Origin of the sequence: uncultured Desulfovibrio sp. (genome assembly GCF_944324505.1) — a bacterium.
Classification (GTDB): domain Bacteria; phylum Desulfobacterota; class Desulfovibrionia; order Desulfovibrionales; family Desulfovibrionaceae; genus Desulfovibrio.
On sequence record NZ_CALUWO010000001.1, the window covers coordinates 178,098 to 197,981 of the forward strand.

The 19,884-nt window shown below is 63.9% G+C and carries 20 protein-coding genes, 2 tRNA genes and 1 riboswitch; of the genes, 12 read left to right on the top strand and 10 right to left on the bottom strand.

What is annotated here, in order from left to right; all coding sequences use genetic code 11:
• Positions 1-19 precede the first annotated feature (19 nt).
• On the bottom strand, positions 20-640 hold the full coding sequence (gene grpE / locus Q0J57_RS00835) for a nucleotide exchange factor GrpE (RefSeq protein WP_363315445.1): 621 nt from the start codon (positions 638-640) through the stop codon (positions 20-22).
• Between the two features lie 150 nt (positions 641-790).
• Here grpE and hisD point away from each other — a divergent pair, with 150 nt between their 5' ends.
• The 5 genes from hisD (at position 791) to Q0J57_RS00860 (ending at position 4,517) form a co-directional block, all read left to right on the top strand.
• On the top strand, positions 791-2,095 hold the full coding sequence (gene hisD / locus Q0J57_RS00840; RefSeq protein WP_297215805.1) for a histidinol dehydrogenase: 1,305 nt from the start codon (positions 791-793) through the stop codon (positions 2,093-2,095).
• A gap of 23 nt (positions 2,096-2,118) precedes the next feature.
• On the top strand, positions 2,119-3,015 hold the full coding sequence (locus tag Q0J57_RS00845; protein ID WP_297215807.1) for a phosphoribosylaminoimidazolesuccinocarboxamide synthase: 897 nt from the start codon (positions 2,119-2,121) through the stop codon (positions 3,013-3,015).
• A gap of 91 nt (positions 3,016-3,106) precedes the next feature.
• Positions 3,107-3,871, top strand: a complete 765-nt coding sequence (locus Q0J57_RS00850) for an enoyl-ACP reductase (RefSeq protein ID WP_297215808.1) — start codon at positions 3,107-3,109, stop codon at positions 3,869-3,871.
• A gap of 230 nt (positions 3,872-4,101) precedes the next feature.
• Positions 4,102-4,338 (top strand): hypothetical protein, encoded by a 237-nt coding sequence (locus tag Q0J57_RS00855; RefSeq protein WP_297215809.1) that lies wholly within the window; start codon positions 4,102-4,104, stop codon positions 4,336-4,338.
• Positions 4,339-4,425: 87 nt separating this feature from the next.
• Positions 4,426-4,517, top strand: a tRNA-Ser gene (locus Q0J57_RS00860).
• A 243-nt stretch (positions 4,518-4,760) separates the two neighbouring features.
• On the opposite strand, the gene Q0J57_RS00865 is transcribed toward Q0J57_RS00860, so the two are convergent.
• A complete protein-coding gene (locus Q0J57_RS00865; RefSeq protein WP_297215811.1) occupies positions 4,761-5,783 on the bottom strand; it encodes an alpha-hydroxy-acid oxidizing protein in 1,023 nt (340 codons plus the stop codon).
• Positions 5,784-6,193: 410 nt separating this feature from the next.
• Between Q0J57_RS00865 and Q0J57_RS00870 the strand changes: the two genes are divergently transcribed.
• Genes Q0J57_RS00870 through Q0J57_RS00880 form a run of 3 tightly spaced genes read left to right on the top strand, consistent with a single transcriptional unit; the run spans position 6,194 to position 10,217 of the window.
• The gene (locus Q0J57_RS00870) at positions 6,194-7,411 is read left to right on the top strand and encodes a cyanophycin synthetase (protein ID WP_297215813.1); all 1,218 of its coding nucleotides are present in this window, start codon (positions 6,194-6,196) and stop codon (positions 7,409-7,411) included.
• Positions 7,408-8,820, top strand: coding sequence for an L-seryl-tRNA(Sec) selenium transferase (gene selA, locus Q0J57_RS00875; protein ID WP_297215815.1), 1,413 nt, complete (start codon positions 7,408-7,410; stop codon positions 8,818-8,820). Before Q0J57_RS00870 ends, selA begins: the two co-directional genes overlap by 4 nt.
• Complete coding sequence (locus tag Q0J57_RS00880; RefSeq protein WP_297215818.1) at positions 8,817-10,217, top strand: aminopeptidase; 1,401 nt, start codon at positions 8,817-8,819, stop codon at positions 10,215-10,217. Before selA ends, Q0J57_RS00880 begins: the two co-directional genes overlap by 4 nt.
• A 129-nt stretch (positions 10,218-10,346) precedes the next feature.
• Here Q0J57_RS00880 and Q0J57_RS00885 read toward each other — a convergent pair whose 3' ends face one another.
• The 8 genes from Q0J57_RS00885 to Q0J57_RS00920 all read right to left on the bottom strand — a co-directional run bounded on the left by Q0J57_RS00885 (position 10,347) and on the right by Q0J57_RS00920 (position 15,840).
• Positions 10,347-10,757 (bottom strand): OsmC family protein, encoded by a 411-nt coding sequence (locus Q0J57_RS00885; RefSeq protein WP_297215820.1) that lies wholly within the window; start codon positions 10,755-10,757, stop codon positions 10,347-10,349.
• A gap of 118 nt (positions 10,758-10,875) precedes the next feature.
• Positions 10,876-11,286: an OsmC family protein gene (locus Q0J57_RS00890; protein WP_297215823.1), complete on the bottom strand. Its 411-nt coding sequence runs from the start codon at positions 11,284-11,286 to the stop codon at positions 10,876-10,878.
• 319 nt (positions 11,287-11,605) lie between these two features.
• Complete coding sequence (locus Q0J57_RS00895; protein ID WP_297215826.1) at positions 11,606-12,016, bottom strand: OsmC family protein; 411 nt, start codon at positions 12,014-12,016, stop codon at positions 11,606-11,608.
• A 369-nt stretch (positions 12,017-12,385) separates the two neighbouring features.
• A complete protein-coding gene (locus Q0J57_RS00900) occupies positions 12,386-12,637 on the bottom strand; it encodes a DUF4177 domain-containing protein (protein ID WP_297215829.1) in 252 nt (83 codons plus the stop codon).
• Positions 12,638-12,949: 312 nt separating this feature from the next.
• On the bottom strand, positions 12,950-13,546 hold the full coding sequence (locus tag Q0J57_RS00905; RefSeq protein ID WP_297215831.1) for a manganese efflux pump MntP family protein: 597 nt from the start codon (positions 13,544-13,546) through the stop codon (positions 12,950-12,952).
• Between the two features lie 22 nt (positions 13,547-13,568).
• The gene (gene ruvC / locus Q0J57_RS00910) at positions 13,569-14,093 is read right to left on the bottom strand and encodes a crossover junction endodeoxyribonuclease RuvC (RefSeq protein WP_297215834.1); all 525 of its coding nucleotides are present in this window, start codon (positions 14,091-14,093) and stop codon (positions 13,569-13,571) included.
• Positions 14,094-14,322: 229 nt separating this feature from the next.
• Complete coding sequence (locus Q0J57_RS00915; RefSeq protein ID WP_297215837.1) at positions 14,323-15,054, bottom strand: YebC/PmpR family DNA-binding transcriptional regulator; 732 nt, start codon at positions 15,052-15,054, stop codon at positions 14,323-14,325.
• A gap of 126 nt (positions 15,055-15,180) precedes the next feature.
• Positions 15,181-15,840, bottom strand: a complete 660-nt coding sequence (locus tag Q0J57_RS00920; RefSeq protein WP_297215840.1) for an RlmE family RNA methyltransferase — start codon at positions 15,838-15,840, stop codon at positions 15,181-15,183.
• Positions 15,841-16,037: 197 nt separating this feature from the next.
• Here Q0J57_RS00920 and Q0J57_RS00925 point away from each other — a divergent pair.
• The 4 genes from Q0J57_RS00925 (at position 16,038) to Q0J57_RS00940 (ending at position 19,864) form a co-directional block, all read left to right on the top strand.
• Positions 16,038-16,113: transfer RNA gene (locus Q0J57_RS00925), tRNA-Ala, on the top strand.
• 70 nt (positions 16,114-16,183) lie between these two features.
• Positions 16,184-16,372, top strand: a riboswitch (cobalamin riboswitch).
• A gap of 509 nt (positions 16,373-16,881) precedes the next feature.
• Positions 16,882-17,772, top strand: a complete 891-nt coding sequence (locus Q0J57_RS00930) for a sirohydrochlorin cobaltochelatase (protein WP_297215843.1) — start codon at positions 16,882-16,884, stop codon at positions 17,770-17,772.
• A gap of 215 nt (positions 17,773-17,987) precedes the next feature.
• The gene (cobI, locus tag Q0J57_RS00935; protein ID WP_297215846.1) at positions 17,988-18,689 is read left to right on the top strand and encodes a precorrin-2 C(20)-methyltransferase; all 702 of its coding nucleotides are present in this window, start codon (positions 17,988-17,990) and stop codon (positions 18,687-18,689) included.
• The gene (locus tag Q0J57_RS00940) at positions 18,686-19,864 is read left to right on the top strand and encodes a hypothetical protein (RefSeq protein WP_297215850.1); all 1,179 of its coding nucleotides are present in this window, start codon (positions 18,686-18,688) and stop codon (positions 19,862-19,864) included. The genes cobI and Q0J57_RS00940 overlap by 4 nt, the downstream gene beginning before the upstream one ends.
• Positions 19,865-19,884: the final 20 nt, after the last annotated feature.

Consider the following 19,884-nt stretch of genomic DNA (forward strand, 5'->3'; position numbering starts at 1 on the left):
ATTGACAACAACGGGAAAACTACCCCTGGCTGACCATGACCCTGGCCGGCCGCAGCAGACGGTCGCCCAGCTTGTAGCCACGTTGCAGCACCTGGGCCACGGTATTGGCCTCCAGGTCCGGGCGATCGGCAAAGCCGACGGCCTCGTGCAGTTCCGGGGTAAAGGGTTCGCCTTCGGCGCCCACAGAGGTCAGCCCGTGACGGGCCAGGGCCTCCATCATAAGTTTGTGCGTCATGGTCACGCCCGTGAGCATGTCGCGGCAGGCCTCGTCACGGCTGCCGTACTGCATGGCCAGTTCAAGATTGTCCAGCCCGGGCAGAATGTCCCGCAGAATCTTTTCCGCGGCGTAGCGAACCTGCTCCTCGTGCTCACGGGTCAGGCGCTTCTTGAAATTGTCCATTTCCGCAGCGGCACGCAGGCGGGCCTCCTCGGCGGCGGCCTTTTCCGCACACTGCGGACAGATGTGCTCCCGGCAGAGGGTCTCCAGATTTTCCGGCAGGGGCTGCTCTTCGGGAAGCCCCTGTTCTTCCACGGCGCCTTCGTTTCCCGCGCCATCTTCCGGCAGGGTGGTGTCAGCGGCCCGGTTCTGCGCATGTGCGGCGTTCCGCTGATACATATCATTTTCATTGGTGTGTTGCATGGTGTCCTCCCGGCAAGCTGCCGATTTGGCATCGGCTGCCATATTGGGTAAGGTCAGCCCCGGCACCTGTCAAGGGAGGAGAGCGCATTTCCATGCCTCGACATTCGCGGCGACCTTGGCTATATTACCCGTTTCAAAGGGAGGATGAGCATGACCTGCCGTTCCATTTCGCTGCAGAATGCACAGGACTGGCCCAAGGCCGCCAAATGGCTTGAAGAACGCCGCAACCCCGGCAATAACGTGGAAAGCGCCGTGCGCGACATCATCGCCGAGGTGCGCCAGCGCGGCGACGCGGCCCTGCTGGACTATACCCGCCGTTTTGACTGCCCGGACTTTGCCCCGCCGCTGCGTGTGCCCGAGGCGGACATTGCCCGCGGTGCGGCCACCGTTTCTCCCGAAAATCGCGAACACATGGTGGATGCTGCCCACAATATCCGCCTTTTTCACGAAGCCCAGAAGGAAAAATCCTGGTTTGAAACCCGCCCCGACGGCAGCATCCTCGGCCAGCGCGTGCTGCCCGTGGAATGCGTGGGCCTGTACGTGCCCGGCGGCCAGGGCGGCAATACGCCCCTGCTCTCCAGCCTGCTCATGAATGCCATTCCCGCCCAGGTGGCCGGTGTGCAGCGCATCGCCATCTGCACGCCGCCCCGCAAGGACGGCAGCATCGATCCGCACATTCTGGCCGCGGCCCATCTGCTGGACATTGACGAAATCTACCGCGTGGGCAGCGCCTGGGCCATTGCGGCGCTGGCCTACGGCACGCAGAGCATCGCCCCGGTGGATGTCATCGCCGGGCCGGGCAATATCTTTGTGGCCACGGCCAAGCGCCTGGTACAGGGCACGGTGGGCATCGACATGATTGCCGGCCCCAGCGAGGTGCTGGTCATTGCCGACAGCTCGGCCCGTGTGGACTGGCTGGCGGCCGACCTGCTGTCGCAGGCCGAGCACGATGCCCTGGCCTCGGCCATCTGCATCACGGACAATGACGAACTGGCCGAACGCCTGCGCGAAGAGCTGGACAAGCAGTGCGCCGCCCTGCCCAAGGCCCAGACGGCGGGCAAGTCCCTGCTGGACTGGGGGGCGGTGGTCACGGTTCCCAATATGACCGTTGCCACGGCCGTGGCCAATATGGTGGCGCCCGAGCATCTGGAACTGTGCGTCCGGGATCCGTGGGCGCTGCTGCCCGCCATCCGCAACGCCGGCGCCATCTTCATGGGGCATTACTGCCCCGAACCCGTGGGCGACTATTATGCCGGCCCCAACCACGTCCTGCCCACGTTGGGCACGGCGCGCTTTTCTTCCGCCCTTTCGGTGCAGACATTCTGCAAGAAAACCAGTATTGTGGCCACATCGGCCACCTTCCTGCAACAGAGCATCGATGCCATTGCCGCCCTGGCCCGACTGGAGGGCCTGGAGGCACATGCCCGCTCTGTGGAAATCCGCCGTCAGGGCTAGCCCGCTTCAGAGGATTCACACTCATGCGTATCGTTACCCAGACCAATATCACCTGCTGCCCGCTGCATTCCCGCGGCAAGGTCCGCGACATCTACGACCTGGACGAGAACACCCTGCTCATCGTCACCACTGACCGCATGTCGGCCTTTGATGTCATCATGGGCGAACCCATTCCCTACAAGGGGGTCATCCTCAATCAAATCACCCTGTTCTGGATGGACATGTTCCGCGACATCATCCCCAACCATCTGGTGGAAAGCGATGTGAACCGCTTCCCCCAGCAGCTGGCGCCCTGGGCCGATGAGCTGGAAGGCCGCGCCGTCATGGTGCGCAAGGCGGCCGCCCTGCCGGTGGAGTGCATTGTCCGCGGCTATCTCAGCGGTTCCGGCTGGAAGGACTACAAGGCCACAGGCCGCCTCTGCGGCTATGACCTGCCGGCCGGCCTGCGCGAATCGGACAAGCTGGAACCGGCCATCTTCACCCCGTCCACCAAGGCAGCCCTGGGCCAGCATGACGAAAACATCAGCCGGGATGCTGCCGCCAAACTGCTGGGAGCTGACATGGCCCGCCAGCTGGAGGACGTGGCCCTGCGCCTCTACAATGCCGGCAGCCGCCATGCCGCCGGGCGGGGTATCATTGTGGCGGACACCAAGTTTGAATTCGGTCTCATTGACGGCCGCCTGCACCTCATCGACGAGGTGCTGACGCCCGACTCCTCCCGTTTCTGGCCCGCTGACCGCTACGTTCCGGGGCAGAGCCAGCCCAGTTACGACAAGCAGTTCCTGCGTGACTGGCTGGCCCGGCAGTCGTGGAACATGCAGCCCCCGGCTCCGGCCCTGCCGCAGGAAATCATCGATGCCACGGCGGCCCGCTATCGGGAAGCCTACGAAACCCTGACCGGCAAGACCCTTGCCATCTAATTTCATGGGCCGGAATATCTCCGTGCACCGCTCTTCCGGCCACATTCCCGCCGGGCAGCCCCGCGCCGCCCTGATGTAAGGAGAGTTACACATGCTCTTGCAAGGTAAAAAGGCACTTATTCTTGGTCTGGCCAATAACAAAAGCATTGCCTACGGCATTTCCTCCTGTTTCAAGGAACAGGGCGCCCGGCTGGCCTTCAACTATGTCGGCGATGCCATCAAGAAGCGGGTGGAACCGCTCAGCGAAGAACTGGGCGGCGAATTCACCTTTCAGTGCGATGTGACGGACGACGCCCAGATCGCCGCCGCCGCCGAACTGGTCAAGGAAAAGTGGGGCCAGGTGGACGTGCTGGTGCATTCCATTGCCTTTGCCAACCGCGAAGACCTCAGCGGGCGCTTTCTGGACACCAGCCGCGACGGCTTCAAGCTGGCGCTGGACATTTCCGCCTATTCTCTCACGGGCATCTGCCGGGCCTTTGAACCCCTGCTGCATGACGGCTCTTCCATCATCAGCATGACCTATTACGGCTCCACCAAGGTCATTCCCGGTTACAACGTCATGGGCGTGGCCAAGGCCGCCCTGGAAGCCTCGGTACGCTATCTGGCCTATGAACTGGGGGAAAAGGGCGTGCGCATCAATGCCATCAGCGCCGGCCCCATCAAGACCCTGGCCGCTTCGGCCGTTTCGGGCATGAAGAACATCTTTGCCCATGTGGAAGAGCACTCCCCCCTGCGCCGCAATGTGACCACCCTCGATGTGGGCGGCGTAGCCAGCTTCCTGGCTTCCGATCTGGCCCATGGCGTCACCGGTCAGGTGATCTACACCGACAGCGGCTTCAGCCAGATGGGCATCTAAGACAGGCGGGAGGGCCTGCCTCCTGCACCGGAACAGACGGCAAGCACCTGCCATCCGCTGCGCCCGTTGCCCGCAGCCCTGCGGGAAAAACGCCACACCGCGCAATGACAGAGGATTTCCGCCTGCTCTGCATCCCTGCCTTCGTTCCGCCGGTCCGGGGAAGGAACCCTGTTGTTCCTTCCCCGGCAGGCAGTTTTTTCTGACCAGCGGTCCCGCCCGCGGAGCCTCCTGTGGATACCATTGCGCTTCTTAACCTGCTTGGCATGGGCATGGCGGCCCTGGCCTTCCTCTGGTTTCTGCGCCGCAGCGCCCTGCGGCAACAGCAGCGGGACGAGGCGGACGCCCCGCCGGCCTGTTCCCCGCCGCCTGACACCGCCAATCATCCCCCGTCAGACCCTGCGGCCGCCAGCGTGAACACCGCCGACACACCAGCCGCCGCCCCTGCCGCGCCACCGCAGGAAAAATAACGGCCGCTGCGGAAAAATCTGCCCGAACCGGCATTTTTTCCTTGCCAGCGGGCAGAAGAACGGATATAAAAATTTTCGCTTCGACACGGAGAGGTGTCCGAGTTGGTCGAAGGAGCACGATTGGAAATCGTGTGTACGTTAACAGCGTACCAAGAGTTCGAATCTCTTCCTCTCCGCCACAAAAACATGACCCGCCGGTTTCCCGGCGGGTTTTTCTTTTTGTGCAGAAAAAACGCCCCTGGCGCTGCCGGTGCTCTCTGCCGGCCTGCTCTGTCTTGTGACCAGTCCGGCAGTGCCGGCGGCCTTCCCGCCGCCGCCCTGGGCGACGCAACTGACGACTGCCGGCATCGGCCTGCCCGGCACAGCGCCGCGCGGCCTGCCGCCCGTGCCGTGCGGAACGGGCGGCAGGCATTTTCCGCCGGCTAACCGCGATACAGGATGCGCTCGCTGATGTCGCTCAGCGTGGCGCAGCCGGTGAGCAGCATGGCCTGCTCAAGCTGGCTTTTGATTTCCGTAAAGTAAGCCGTCACGCCTTCGCGCCCGCCGCCAATGGCGGCAATGGACACCGGCCGGCCGATGAGCACGGCCTCCGCGCCCAGGGCCAGCATCTTGAGCACATCCACCCCGGTGCGCACGCCGCCGTCCACCAGAATATGAATCTGTCCGCGCACGGCTTCCGCAATGGCCGGCAGCACTTCGGCCGTACCGGGGCAGTGATCCAGCACGCGCCCGCCATGGTTGGAAACCACAATGGCGTCAACGCCGGCATCCACCGCGCGCCGGGCGGCTTCAGGCGTCATGATGCCCTTGATCATGAGCTTGCGCCCGGCATCGTGCACAAAGGCCACCAGATCTTCCAGCGCCTTCTGGGACATGGGCGCCACGGGGCGGCCCATCTTGCGCAGGGTAATCAGGCCGGCGGCATCCACATCCACCCCCAGCACAGGGCAGCCCGGCGCCAGCAGGCGCTCGGCCTTGTCGTACAGTTCCGCGCCTTCCCAGGGTTTCACAAAAGGAATGCCGTAGCCCTTCTCCGCCTTCAGGGCCGCCTCGGCACCGTCAATGATGAACGGCGGCACACCATCGCCCGTGCAGCCCAGCGCACCAGCGGCACGGCTGCCCGAAACAACGGCGTGGATGTAGTCCGCCTCGCTCATGCTTTCGCCCATATTGAAGGAAACCCCGCCAATGGGGGCCGCCAGCACGGGCAGAGCCAGATCAAAGCCCAGCAGCGAACAGGCGGTCCTGGGTTCCCGCGCATCGTGCAGCGCCGTCATGTTCAGGCGCTGGGCAGCCAGGGCCGTTACATTGTTGCGGAAGGACGCCCCGGTCACCAGGCCGCCCATACCGGGCACCTCGCCGGCACAGGCACGGCCGTCACAAACGGGACAAACACGGCAAAAGCCCTTCATGCGCTCACGCGCAAGCGTGCGTACGTCATTCATGCTACTGCTCCTTGCATGGCGGCTGCTGGCCGCCCCCTGAAACTGCAAAAAAAACTGCGGCCCGGCGCTGCACCGGCGCACGGCACATGCCGGGCCATGCCTGTCAGCAAAAAAACGGACGAACCTGTCCCGCAGCCGGCCACGTGCCTGCGGCGTCACCGCTTCGTCTCCGGCTCCCGTTCTGCCACGCCTTGCCATGAGCCGCAAGAGCTGTGCCCGCCCTGCCGGTCGTTCCCGGCAAAAAAACCGGCGCCCCCATGCCCGTGCTGCCGGCCATGCCAGCACGCTGCTGTGCTGTTGCTTCTCCCGCTGACAACGCTGTGGCTTTCTGCTACCGTCAGGGCATGAATGCCGCCTTCTCCTCCTTTTCCCGGATTGTGGAACAGCTTGATCGCCGAGGTTTTTTCCACATGGATCTCAGCCTCGACCGCATGCACCGGGCGCTGACGGCCCTGCACCTGCAACGCGCCCCCTTTGTGGTGGTGCAGGTGCTGGGCACCAACGGCAAAGGATCCACCGCCTCCTTTCTGGACTCCCTGGCCCGTGCCCACGGGCTGCACACGGGGCTGTATACCTCCCCGCATTTTGTCTCGCCCGCCGAGCGCATCCGCATCGACGGACGTCCCCTGCACGCGGACCTCTGGCCGGACCTGGCCTGCCAGGTGGACGCGGCCTGCCCGGACCTGACCTATTTTGAGTTTCTGACCGTGCTGGCCCTGCTGGCCTTTCGCCAGCTGGGCGTGCAGCTGGCCATTCTGGAAGCCGGCCTGGGCGGCCGCCACGACGCCACCACCGCCACGGCGGCGGATGCGCTCTGCTACGCGCCCGTGGCGCTGGACCATGCCGCCATTCTCGGCCCTCGCCTGGAAGACATTGCCCGCGACAAGGCCGATGCCATCCGGGCCGCCGTACCGGTCATCAGCGCCCCGCAATTCCCCGTGGTGCAGCGCATACTGGCCCAGGCAGCCGCCCGGCAGGGCGCTCCCCTGAGCCTGACGACGCCGCTGCCCGCATCCGTACCACTGGGCCTGGCCGGCGAACATCAGCACATCAATGCCGCCGTGGCCCTGCGGGCCTGGCAGAGCGTGGCTCCGCGCTGCGGGGTCAGCGCCCAGGACAGCACGCGGCAGGCCCTGGGTCTGCAAACGGCCTTTATTCCCGGACGCCTGCAATACCTGCCCGCCTGCCCGGACCATCCGGCGCTGCTGCTGGACGGCGCCCACAATCCCCACGGCATGCAGGCCCTGACGCACTACCTGGCGCATCACGACCACAGGCCGCCCTGTGCCATCTTTTCCTGCCTCAAGGACAAGGACTGGCAGCCCGCGGCCATGCTGCTGCGCCGGACCCTTGCCGGTGCGCCCATATTCATTCCCCAGCTGCATAACGAACGGGCCGCCGACGCTGCCGAGGTGGCCGCCGTCCTGAACCGGGGCGCCACGGCCCCCGTGGCCAGCGCCCTGCCCCATGTGCAGGCGGCCCTGCAGGCTGCCGCCAACTGCGCCGGTGCGGGGTCCTCGCCGGTGATCATGAGCGGTTCCTTGTATTTGCTGTCGGAATTCTTTACTCTTTTTCCCCGCTATCTGGACAGGCCCTGCCCTGCCCCCACGCGGACGGAGACCGCATGAAGCATCTTTTTCGCGCCATTCCCTCGGTGGACAACAGCCTGACGGCCCTGCTGCACGAGGCTCCCCAGCTGGCCCGCGAGCCGCGCCCCCTTCTTCGCGAGGCTGTGGTGGCCTACTGGGACGGCTGCCGCGACCGGATACGCTCCGGCCAGATACAGGAGACGTCCCAGCTGGACATGCAGGCCCATCTGCCTCATCTGCTGGCCCATGTGCGGGCAGCCCTGCGGCCCCGCCTGCGGGAAGCCATCAATGCCACGGGCGTGGTGGTGCATACCAATATGGGGCGGTCCGTCCTGGCGCCGGAAGCCTGCGAGGCCGTGCTGCGGGCGGCACGGGGCTACTCCACCCTGGAGCTGGACATGCGCACGGGCGGACGCGGCAGCCGTCACAAGGTGGTGGAAGACCTCATCTGCCGCCTGACGGGCGCCGAAGCGGGCATGGTGGTCAACAACAATGCCGCGGCGGTACTGCTGCTGCTGGACACCTTCTGCCGGGACGGCGAGGTCATTGTCTCCCGCGGGGAACTGGTGGAAATCGGCGGCAGCTTCCGCATCCCCGAAGTCATGCGCCGGAGCGGCGCCATCCTGCGCGAGGTGGGAGCCACCAACCGCACCCACCTGCGTGACTATGAAGCGGCCATTACTGAAAATACGCGCGCGCTCATGCGCGTGCATACCTCCAATTACCGCATTGTGGGCTTTCACAGCGCCGTGGCCCTGCCGGAGCTGGCAGCCCTGGCCAGCCGGCACGGTCTGCCCGTTTTCGAGGACCTGGGCAGCGGCAGCCTCACGGACTTCAGCCCCTGCGGTCTGCCCAACGAGCCCACAGTCCCCTCTGTTCTGGCCGCCGGCGCCGATGTGGTGACATTTTCCGGCGACAAGGTCCTGGGCGGCCCGCAGGCGGGCATCCTGGCCGGAAAGCGGTCCTACATCGAGGCCCTCAAGGCCAATCAGCTCACCCGCGCCCTGCGCTGCGACAAGCTGACGCTGGCCGCGCTGGAAGCCACCCTGCGCCTGTACTGCGACCCGGAAAGCGCCCGCCAGCGCATTCCCACCCTGCGCATGATCCATCTTTCCGCCGCAGAGCTGGAACGCCAGGCACGGCGCCTGGCCACCCGGCTGCGCCGCGCCCTCGGCCCGCTCTGCCGGGTGCATCTGCGCCCTGACGTTTCCCGCGTGGGAGGCGGCGCCTTTCCGCAATATGACCTGCCCACCACGCTTGTTTGTCTGGAGCCTGCCCATGGCAGCGCCACGGCGCTGAAGCAGGCCCTTCTCGAGACTGACCCCCCGCTGCTGGGGCGGCTGGAAGACAGCTGCTTCTGTCTGGATACCCGCACCCTGCAGGAGGCCGATTACAGCCGGATTCCGGCCCTTGTGCGGGCCGCGCTTCCGGAAAGGAATGCTGAATGAAAACCAAAACCTGCGAAATTGCCTATTCGCCGCAAAGCGCCTGGAAGGACTATGCCGCCACGGCCACCCGCCGCAAGGAGCTGGAAAGCCTGGCCAAGCGCTATATCGACTTTCTTTCCGCCTGCAAGACCGAACGCGAAACCATTGCCTACGTGCAGCGCCGCCTTGCGGAAAAGGGCTTTACCGAAAATCCCCGTGACGGCCTGTTCATGCGGCCCCTGCGGGGCAAGGCCCTGTTTGCGGCCAGACGGGGCAAGGCGCCCCTGGCCCAGGGACTGCGCCTCATTGCCGCCCATGCGGACACGCCGCGCCTGGACTTCAAGCAGCGCCCCTTCATCGAACAGCCCGGCGTCACCCAGGCCAAGACCCATTATTACGGGGGCATCCGCAAGTACCAGTGGCTGGCCCGCCCCCTTTCCCTGCGCGGCGTGGTGGCCCTGGAAAACGGCAAGAATCTTGCCATTGCCATTGGCGACCGCCCCGGCGATCCGGTCTTTACCATTGCCGACCTGCTGCCCCATCTGGCGCAGAAGCAGGCCGGCCAGCCCGTCAGTGAAGCCTTTGAAGCCGAAAAGCTCAATATCATCCTTTCCCATGCGCCGGCTCCCGGCAGCGCCCGCAGCCGCCAGGACGAGGAAAAGGAACCCCTGAAAGCCTATCTGCTCCAGCTGCTCAACGAAAAATACGGCGTGCGCGAAGAAGACTTCATTTCGGCGGACATGCAGGCCGTTCCCGCCGGTCCGGCCCGCTTTGTGGGTCTGGACCGTGCCCTCATCGGCGGATACGGGCAGGATGACCGCATCTGCGTCTTCACAGCGCTGGAAGCCTTCCTGACGGCCAAGACCGGCCGCAATGCCCCCAATACGGCCATCATGTTCTGGGACAAGGAAGAAATCGGCTCCGACGGCGCCACCGGTGCGTCTTCCCGCTTCCTGCAATTCTGCGTGGAGGACATTACCCGCGCCTGGGCCGGCACCCTGCCCGTTTCGCAGGTGTTTCTGAACAGCCGTGCCATCTCTGCCGATGTGACCGGCGCCTTTGACCCGGATTTTCCCGAAGTGCACGAAAAGCAGAATGCCGCCCAGCTGGGCTACGGCCCCTGCTTCAGCAAATGCGGCGGCTCCCGCGGCAAATACGGCGCCAGCGAAGCCGATGCCGAATTTGTGGGCGAACTGCGCGGCCTGCTCAATGCCCGCAACATCCCCTGGCAGATTGCCGAACTGGGCAAGGTTGATGTGGGCGGCGGCGGAACCGTGGCCCTCTTCCTGGCTGCCTACGGCATGCAGGTCATCGACTGCGGCCCGGCCCTGCTGTCCATGCACAGCCCCTTTGAACTGTCCAGTAGCGTGGATGTCTTTGCCACTGCCGAGGCTTACCGCGCCTTTCTGGAAGGCTGATGCCGCATGCCGCGGAAACGGGCGATGCTTCCGCGGCATGCTTCCCTGACGAAAAACGGCGCACAACCCATGAATGCACGACGGCGGTGCCTGTCAGGCACCGCCGTCGTTACCGTATTGTCAAAACTATCAGTCCTGCCAGAGAAAACGGACATCCTTCTTCATGTCAGGATGCAGGCTCTGATGCACAGGGCAGGTATGGGCTGCATGCTCCATGGCGGCCTTCTGCTCTTCCGTATAGGACCGGGCAGGCATGGTGAAAAGCAGCTCCACCCGCTCGATGCGCTTTCCCTGCGCCGCCATGTGCTTGGTCACGCTCACGGTCATGCCCTGCACATCAATGTGCCTGTCCCTGGCGTACCGGCCGATGAGATTCATGGCGCAGGCGCCCAGCCCCATGCACACCAGATCGGAAGGGGAAAAGGACTGCCCCCTGCCGCCATTTTCCTCAGGCGCCTCGGCCATGATGACGGTTCCGCTCCGCTCATGCCGGCAGGCTATCCGCAAATCCCCAAGATAGGTTCCTGTTGCCGTGGTCATGTATTCTCTCCCTCTGGCGGCCACAGACAGGCGCTGACCGCTGGCTGGCCACCGGAAATGACGTTTGGAAAACGGCCCGGCATTCCCCGCCGCGGGGAGACGGGCAGCCCCTCCCCGGCTATTCGGGCCAGACAAAGGTAAAGACCTGCTCCACGCTGTCATGCAGACTTCTGTGCACGGCACAGCTGTGCGCAGCCCGTTCAATGCTGATCTTTTCCTTGGCCGAATAGGCCCGCCGGGGCATGGTAAAGACCACCTCCAGCCTGCCGATGCGGTGAGGTGTGGTGCTCATGGTCTCGTTTACCGCCACGGACATGCCACTCACATCCACCCCGTGGTTCTGGGCATAGATGCCGATGACGGTGCTGGCGCAGGCAGCCAGCGCTGCCGCCACCAGGTCCGTGGGCGAAAAGCTCTGTCCTCTGCCGCCACTGTCCGCCGGGCCATCGGTCACCAGCGTGGCGCCGCTCTGCTGGTGGCGACATTCCACGCGCAGACCACCGCGATAGATTCCTGTCAGCGTGGGCATACTTCCTCCTTTACAGGGCAGGGGCAGGCGCTGCCGGCGCCCTTTGCCCGTCCATGGCATTGCCGCACGGTGCCGGCGCCCCCTGCGGGGGCACGGCCGTCCTGTTTCCCTGCGGCCGGCCAGGGCGCGTTAGCGCGAAACGAAATTGTTCTTCTGGGGGGGAAGGAAACCCCCTTGGCTAGCGCGCAAGGGGTGTTTCCTTCCCCCCAGGCCCCCCATCCTTCCCCCAACGCGCTTTTTCAGGAAGGACAAGGGCCATGCGGCACGCACCGTTCAAACGGTATGTGCAGTCTGTATTTTCAATGCGTGTTAGCAGGCCCTAGTCCGGCCAGACAAAGGTAAACACCTGTTCCATGTCCGCCGAAAGGCTCATGTGCACGGGGCAGGTATGAGCGGCCCGTTCTATGCTGGCCCGTTCCTTGTCCGAATAGGCCCGCCGGGGCATGGTAAAGACCACTTCCAGCCTGCCGATGCGGCGAGGATTGGCACTCATGGTCTTGGTCACCTCCATGGTCATGCCGGTCACATCCAGTCCGTGGTTCTGGGCATAAATGCCGATGATGGTCATGGCGCAGGCGCCCAGGGCCGCCCCCACCAGGTCCGTGGGCGAAAAGGCCTGCCCCTTGCCGCAATTGTCCACCGGCGCATCGGTCATCAGCGTGGCGCCGCTCTGCTCGTGACGGCACTCGACACGCAGATCGCCGCAATAGGTTCCTGTCACCGTTGCCATATGTCCTCCTTGGTTAGACCGTGGCGCCCTGCCGTGCCGGATGGCGCCGGCAGGACCTCATGCAGGCCATAGCAGATTCCCGCCACCTTTGCCACAGGCAGGAGCGGTCCCCCGCTCACGGGCAGGCAACGCCCGTTCCCGCAGCACGGGAGAAGAGGAAAATATCCAATAATACGTTCATAGAGCTTCCTAATCATATTTACAAAGCAAACCTATTCTATGATAAATATATATAACAATTGCCAACAATCAAAAAAGTCCAGCTATCGCTATCGTATGCGCACAGCTGGACTCTTATAATGTTGTGAGATAATAGATAATATAAAAAAGAATATTGTTTTATCCTGATTTACCAGTCACAAAGCAAACCTATTTCTGCCTTTCGAGGAGAATGATATACCCAGCTCCAAAAGTCCATATACCAAGCGTAACTACCAAAACCAAGAGGCTTAAAAGCATCATAAAAATATTGCGGGTGGAATGTGGAAGGATCTGATGGACGCGCCAACCGGCCTTGTTATGCTCATCTATCACGTTTTGCAGCGCACGACTGGGATTGGTAAAAAGTAGACCAATAAGACCACCAGACAACGCCACACGTACAATTAAATTTTCTGTCATTTTTCCCTCCATTATCTCATGCCTGAGACCTTACTAAGGCATGCAAACCCAACATATTTCAACTATTTTATATAAATGCATTTATTATATATAAAATTGATTGTCAATATGTGTTTATATATTTTTATCAAAAAATTACATTATATTACAGAGGGATAAACGAATTTCACCAAGCTCAATCCATCCTGGACGCAGAGGCATGCTCTCCTGCCTCTCCGTCACATGAACGGGGCACGAAGAAGAGCAATAGACTAGCATAGCCCATCATCAGCAGCCAAAAAATGCCTTGGATATACCATTTATATTAGCGCACTAGCCGAAAACCCCGTCCTGCCAGAGCACGCGCAGGCCGATGCCCAGCAGCACCAGCCCGCCCAGCAGGCCGGCCCAGCGCTGCAACACGGCCAGGCCGGCAAGCAGCCGGCCCAGATGAAGCCCCACGGCGGAAATGACAAAACAGACGCCGCCAATGACTAGCGACGGCCAGAGCACGGGGGTATCCGTCATGGCAAAGGTCAGGCCCACAGCCAGTGCGTCAATGCTGGTGGCCACGCCCAGCACCAGCAGATTGCGCCATGCCGTGGGATCGCTGCCGTCGCCGTGGCAGTCCTCGGCGTCGGTATCACCATGGCGGAAGTCCTTCCAGGCGCCGTACAGCATATTGCCGCCCACCCAGGCCAGCAGGACAAAGGCCACCCAGTGATCCCAGGCCGCGATGTACTGATGCACGGACTGTCCCAGCATCCAGCCCAGCACCGGCATGGCAAACTGAAAGAAGCCAAAGGCCCCTCCCACGCGCAGGTAGTGCCGCATCTGCACATCCCGCAGGGCACAGCCGGAAGCCACGGCCACGGTGAAGGCATCCAGCGAAAGAGCCACAGCCAGCAGAAAAACCGTAAGAAATGACATGCACACCTCAAAACCGCAGGCGTCAGCGTTGTTGCAGCAGGGCAAAACGGCGCATGGTCAGATGGCAGATGGCCACCCCCAGGGCATCGGAGGTATCCAGCGCCCAGCCTTCGCCGCGCACATTGAGCAGGCGGCGCACCATGAAGGCCACCTGTTCCTTTTCCGCCCGGCCCGTCCCCACCAGCGTCTTCTTGATCAGCGTGGGTTCATAGTCGCTCACGGGAATGCCGCAGGCCGCGCAGGCCGCCACGGCCACGCCACGGGCCTGCCCCAGCTTGAGGGCGCTGGCCGCATTGCGGGCCGTGAACACCTGCTCGATGGCGGCTTCCGCGGGAGAGCAGCGCCGCAGCACCGCCACCAGCTCGCGGTAGATGCAGGCCAGCCGCTGGGAAAAGGCCGTGTCGCCCCCGGCCGTGGTACGGATGATGCCGCAGTCCACCAGGTGCAGCACCCCGGAAACCTCGCGCACAATGCCCCAGCCGGTACGCTGCGAACCGGGATCGATTCCCATGACCGTCACGGGAGCATGACTGACAGAAGCGGGCATGATTCATCCTCCCGGCATGACTGCGGCCCGCAGGCCGGATACCAGAAAACAGCAAGGGGAAGAGGCGATGTTCCAGAGAACACCCGCACTCCTCCCCTGTAAAACCATTCACGGCACGGAGGGAACGCCCTGTGGCATGCCCTTCCCCGCGGCCGTGCCGCAGGCGGACAGACAGACGTCTTGCTCCGGCCGGCGCCCGGCCCTCCTTGCGGAAGGCCGTCGGCAACGACTATTCCACGTCGTCCGGGAAGTCGGCGTTGGCATAGACGTTCTGCACGTCGTCGTTATCGTCCAGGGCGTCCATGAGGCGCAGCACCTTCTGGGCGGCGTCAGCATCCACGGGCACCAGATTCTGGGGCACCATGGCCAGTTCGGCGGACTGCATGGCCACACCGGCGCTTTCCAGCGCATCGCGCACAGCGGCAAAATCGGCCATGGCCGTTTGCAGGGTCCACACGTCTTCATCGTCGATCACGTCATCGGCGCCGGCTTCCATGGCCACTTCCATGATCTGATCTTCGCTGTAGGCGGCCTTGTCCACCGTGATGACGCCCTTGCGGTCAAACATCCAGCTCACGCTGCCGTCGGTGCCCAGGCTGCCGCCGTGCTTGGTGAAGAGGTGGCGCACTTCGGCCACGGTGCGGTTCTTGTTGTCCGTGGCCACTTCCACCATGATGGCAATGCCCGCGGGGCCGTAGCCTTCGTAAAAGCATTCGGTGAGGTCGCCGCCGGCATCCTCGCCAGTCCCCTTGCGGATAGCCGCCTCGATCTTGTCCTTGGGCAGGTTGACGGCCTTGGCCGCCGCAATGGCCGCGCGCAGACGGGGATTGCCCGCCGGATCGCCACCGTTCTTGGCAGCAATGATGATTTCCTTGGCGGCCTTGGTAAAGACCTTGCCGCGCTTGGCGTCCTGACGGCCCTTGCGGTGCTGGATATTGGCCCATTTGCTATGCCCAGACATACAACCTCCGAAACTCGCTACGTTCGGCCGCCCTGCGGCGGCTCATGATAAAAAAACAGGCTCACCGCACAGGCGATGCGCCAAAATACCCGGATCGCATGCCGGCGCCCCGCCGGCATGGTCCGCTTATTCCGTGACGGGATCAGGGGCAGCCGGAACGGCGCCCCCCGCGGCGTCCTGCGGACGCACGGCAGCTTCGGCCCGGAAGTCCATGCCCACAAAGAAGGTTTCCTTGCTTTCGGCACGGGAACTCTTGGGCTTGAAGGACTTGACCGAACGAAAGGCCCTGCGCATGGGCTGCAACAGCTCCTGCACGTCAGGCCCCATGAATATCTTGACCACAAAGCTGCCCCCGGGCCGCAGGTACAGGCAGGCCACGTTGAGCGCCTCGCAGGCCAGTTCCAGCGAGCGGGCCTGATCCGTGAACTTGGTGCCCGTGGTGCGCGGCGCCATGTCGCTCATCACCACATCAAACGGCCCCGTCTGCCGGAGCAGATCTTCGAACGCTGCGGAACGCTGAAAGACATCTTCCTGCAGAAAGGTCACCTGCGGCGGGAAGGCCGTTTCCGTGGTCTGGATGTCACAGCCTAGCACCCGGCCACGCGGGCCGATCTTCTCCGCTGCGCCCAGAGACCATGACCCCGGAGCGGCCCCGAGGTCCAGCACGCGCATCCCCTGGCGAAACAGCCTGAACTTGGCATCCAGCTCCTTGAGCTTGTAGACGGAGCGCGCCGGGTAGTTTTCCCGCTTGGCTTTCAGAAAATAATGATCGCGATATTCTTTCATAGTTTTGCCGGAGGGCAAGCATAGCCTTTTTCCGTGCAAAGGCCAAGCCCCGAAACGCGCCTTTCCGCAGAAGAACGCCACCCCGCCCGCCGGGCACAGGGCGCCGCCGGAAGGATTTCCCGCCCCCGGCAGAAAGCGCTTGACAGCGGCCGGCCACGGGGATAGAAAACGAACCTGCGCAAGCAATTGTGCCCCGTGGGGAAGTAGCTCAGCTGGGAGAGCATCGCCTTCGCAAGGCGGGGGCCGGGAGTTCAAGTCTCCTCTTCTCCACCAAAGAACATAACGGGAGGCATGACAATGGTCATGCCTCCTGCCGTTTACGGCAGGCATGCGGCCCCGTTGCCGCAGCCTGGACGATTCGGGTGTCCGACGCCGGTCGGAAGAATTGGAAAGTTCGGTGAAAAGCCGACGCTGGCCCGCAACCGTGATAGGGGACGACTCCGCATCATGCCACTGCGACATACTGTCGCGGGAAGGCGCGGGGAAGGATGAACCTTAAGCCGGGAAGCCAGCCCGAATCGTTGCTGCCCCCGCAGGGGCATTTCTGCAACATGTTCACGAGGTCTGAACAGGAGGTTGCCATGTATCCTTTCCCGCGCTGCCGGTGGCGGTACGGCAAGACCGTACCCTTTTTCCCGCGCCCTGCCCTGTCTGCCCGCCGCGGGCGTCTGCCCCAGGCGGCGGACGCTTCGCTTCCCGTTTTGCTTCCCCTTCATGCTGCTGCCCTCCTGCGGCTGCTGCGCTTCTGCCCTTACGCCCGGAAGCAGCACCCGCTGCGGGCACGGCCCCTTTCTCCCCTGCCCATGACGTGGCGGTCCCTGCCGCCTGCGTTGTCTCTGTCATCCGTGCTCTGCTGACGGCAGCACGCCGTCTGCCGGCATGATCCCGGTCCGTGCTCCCGGGGGCGGGGGCATACGCCTGCGGCTTGTTCCTGCATGCAGCCTTTGCCGCGGCGACAGTCTTCTGCCTTCCGCGTTCCGCCGGGGTCCTTCCTTTCCGGGCAGTGTGCTGCCCGTTACCCGTACTGCAAAAGGAGAACCTATGCTGCGCAAAACCTCTGGCATCCTTCTCACGGCCCTGCTGCTCTGCTGCCTGTTCCAGGCCCGGGTCGACGCCGCCCCGCGCGAGGGCATTCTGCTTGTGGCCTTTGGCACCACCGTACCGGAAGCTCGTGCGGCCCTGACCGCCCTGGACAGGGATTTTCGGGCAGCCTTTCCCCAGGCGCCGGTGGAATGGGCCTATACCTCCCAGATTATCCGCAAAAAGCTGGCAGAGCAGGGACAGCCCGTGGGCAGCATCGGCCAGGGGCTGGAAGCCCTTGCCCGCAAGGGCGTGCGGGTGGTGCGGGTACAGTCCCTGCACGTGCTGGCAGGGGAAGAATTTTCGGCCCTGGAACGGGCCGTGCTGCTGGATGTCAAGGCGCATGCCGGCCGCTTTGACGCCGTCTACTTCGGGCGCCCCCTGCTGGATTCCCGCCAGGATGCCCATGACGTGATCCGTGCCGTCCTGGACAGCGCGGCCTCGCAACGCAGGCCCGGCGAAGCCCTTGTGCTCATGGGGCACGGCCAGGAGCACGGCCGCGCCGACGTGGCGCTTGAAGGCGTCCGGGCCATGTTTGCCGAGGAAGACCCGCTGGTGGTCATGGGCACGGTGGAAGGCAGCCGGGACTTTGCGGCCGTGTGCGCGGACCTGAAAAAACGTGGCGCCGGCACACTCTGGCTGCAACCCTTCATGGTGGTGGCCGGCGACCACGCCCGCAATGACCTTGCCGGCAGCGAGGAAGACAGCTGGGCGTCCCGCCTGCGGCACGCGGGCTATACCGTGAAGAGCCGCCTGCTGGGCCTGGGCGAGATTGCCGGCGTGCGGGCCGTATTCGTGCGCCACGCCCGTGAAAGCCGGGATGATCTGGTACGGGAACCGGTAAAGCCCTAACGGACCACGGCCCTGCGCCGCCACGGTGCAGGGCCGCTGCGGCATACCGGAAGCCGGACTTTTTTTCAAACGGAAAAAGGATTACCCTGCGCTGGCCTGTGCGTGAAGGCGAAGCGGCGCGTGCGCCCTTTCCCGCCAACCTGCACTGCCACGCATTTTCCGCTGGCCTGCTCACGGCCCGCGTCACCCCAGCTCTTTCTGAAAAGGATGGCAGCATGAAGCTCGGCAACCTGTACGGCGTGGGCATCGGCCCCGGCGATCCCCGGTACCTGACACTCCGTGCGGCGGAAGTTCTGCGCAGTGTGGACGTCATCTTCACCGTCATTTCTGCGCATGCCACGGACAGCGTCTCCCGCAGCGTGGTGGAATCCCTGTCGCCCCGGGGCGAAATACGCCAGCTTGTCTTCAGCATGTCCCGCCGGACGGCCGAACGCCAGGCGCAGGTGGAAGCCAATGCCGCCGCCATCCTGGACGAGCTGCGTGCCGGCCGGAACTGCGCCTTTGCCACCCTGGGCGATGCCATGACCTACAGCACCTTCGGCTATGTGCTGCCCCTGCTCCGTGCCCGGCTGCCCGAACTTGCCGTGGAAATCGTGCCGGGCATCACCTCCTTTGTCACCATTGCCGCCAGAGCCGGAACCGTCCTGGTGGAAAACGGCCAGGAGCTGCGCGTCATCCCCTCGTTCCGTCCAGAAATGGCCGAAGAGATCACCTTTCCCCCCGGCTCCACCACGGTGCTGCTCAAGACCTATCGCAGCCGCAAGGCCCTTCTGGACAGGCTGGCCCGCGAGGAGCAGGTGGATATTCTCTATGGCGAACACCTCGCCATGCCGGACGAGGTCATCCTTCGCGATGCCGCGGCCATTGAGCAGCGCCCCGAAGCCTATCTTTCGCTCATCATGGTCAAAAAACAATGAACAAGCGGCATGGCCCTCCCTGGAAGCGCCCCGGGTGGCTTGTCTGCCTGGTGCTGGCCACAGGGCTTTCCACCTGGCTCATGCTCACCATGCCCGCCGGGCGACCGCATACGGCCAGCCCCCCGGTCACGGGGCAGGCGGCACCTGCCCGGCAGCCCGTTCTTGCGGAGCGCGCTGTTCAGTCCGCCCCTGCCGTGCCCTCCCGGCGGCACCATGCGGGCAGTCGCTCGCCGGTGGCGGCCAGGCTGCTCGGCTTTGCCCGCCTGTTTGCCATTGTGGGAACAGCCGCCTTTCTGGGCGGCCTCATCGAGGCCCGGCGCTGGCACCTGTGCTTTGCCCGCGTCATGCGCCGCCTGAGCCGCATGGCCCGGCTGCCCGAAATCGTGGGACTGGCCATGCCCAGTGCCCTGTGTTCCAATGCGGCTGCCAACAGCATGCTGGTCAGCAGTCATGCCGAGGGCCATATCCAGACCTCGGCCCTCATTGCCGGCGGCATGGCCAACAGCTATCTGGCCTATGTCTCCCATTCCCTGCGGGTCATGTATCCCGTAGTGGGGGCCATCGGCCTGCCGGGGCTGCTCTATTTCGGCATCCAGTTCACGGGCGGCTTTCTGGTGCTGCTGGGGGTGCTGCTCTGGAACCGCTGGTATGTGGCCGGCCATGGTGATGTCTGCTGCCTGGAGGATTCCCTGCCGGAACAGCCGGCCCTGAGCTGGAAACGGGCCGTCAGCAAGGCCCTGGAGCGCATGTTTTCCCTGCTTTTCCGCATGCTCTGCCTGACGGTTCCCCTCATGCTGGGTATGGAATGGCTGCTCAAGAGCGGCGCGCTGGACATCTGGGAACAGCGCCTGCCGGCCAGCGTGACGGCCATCTTTCCCGTGGAGCTGCTTTCCATTGTGGCGGCACAGATGGGGGGCCTTGTCCAGTCCTCGGCCGTGGCGGCCCATCTGCACGCCCAGGGACTCATTGACAATGCCCAGATTCTGCTGGCCATGCTGGCGGGCAGTGCCGTGGGCAATCCCTTTCGCACGCTGCGGCGCAATCTGCCCACGGCCATGGGCATCTTTCCGGTACCCGTGGCCCTCACCATTGTGCTGGGCATGCAGCTTTCCCGTTTTCTGGTGACCCTGGCGGGCATGGCGCTTGTCATCGGCGCCATGCTCTGTACCTCTTAGCCCGCGTCTGTGCGCACATC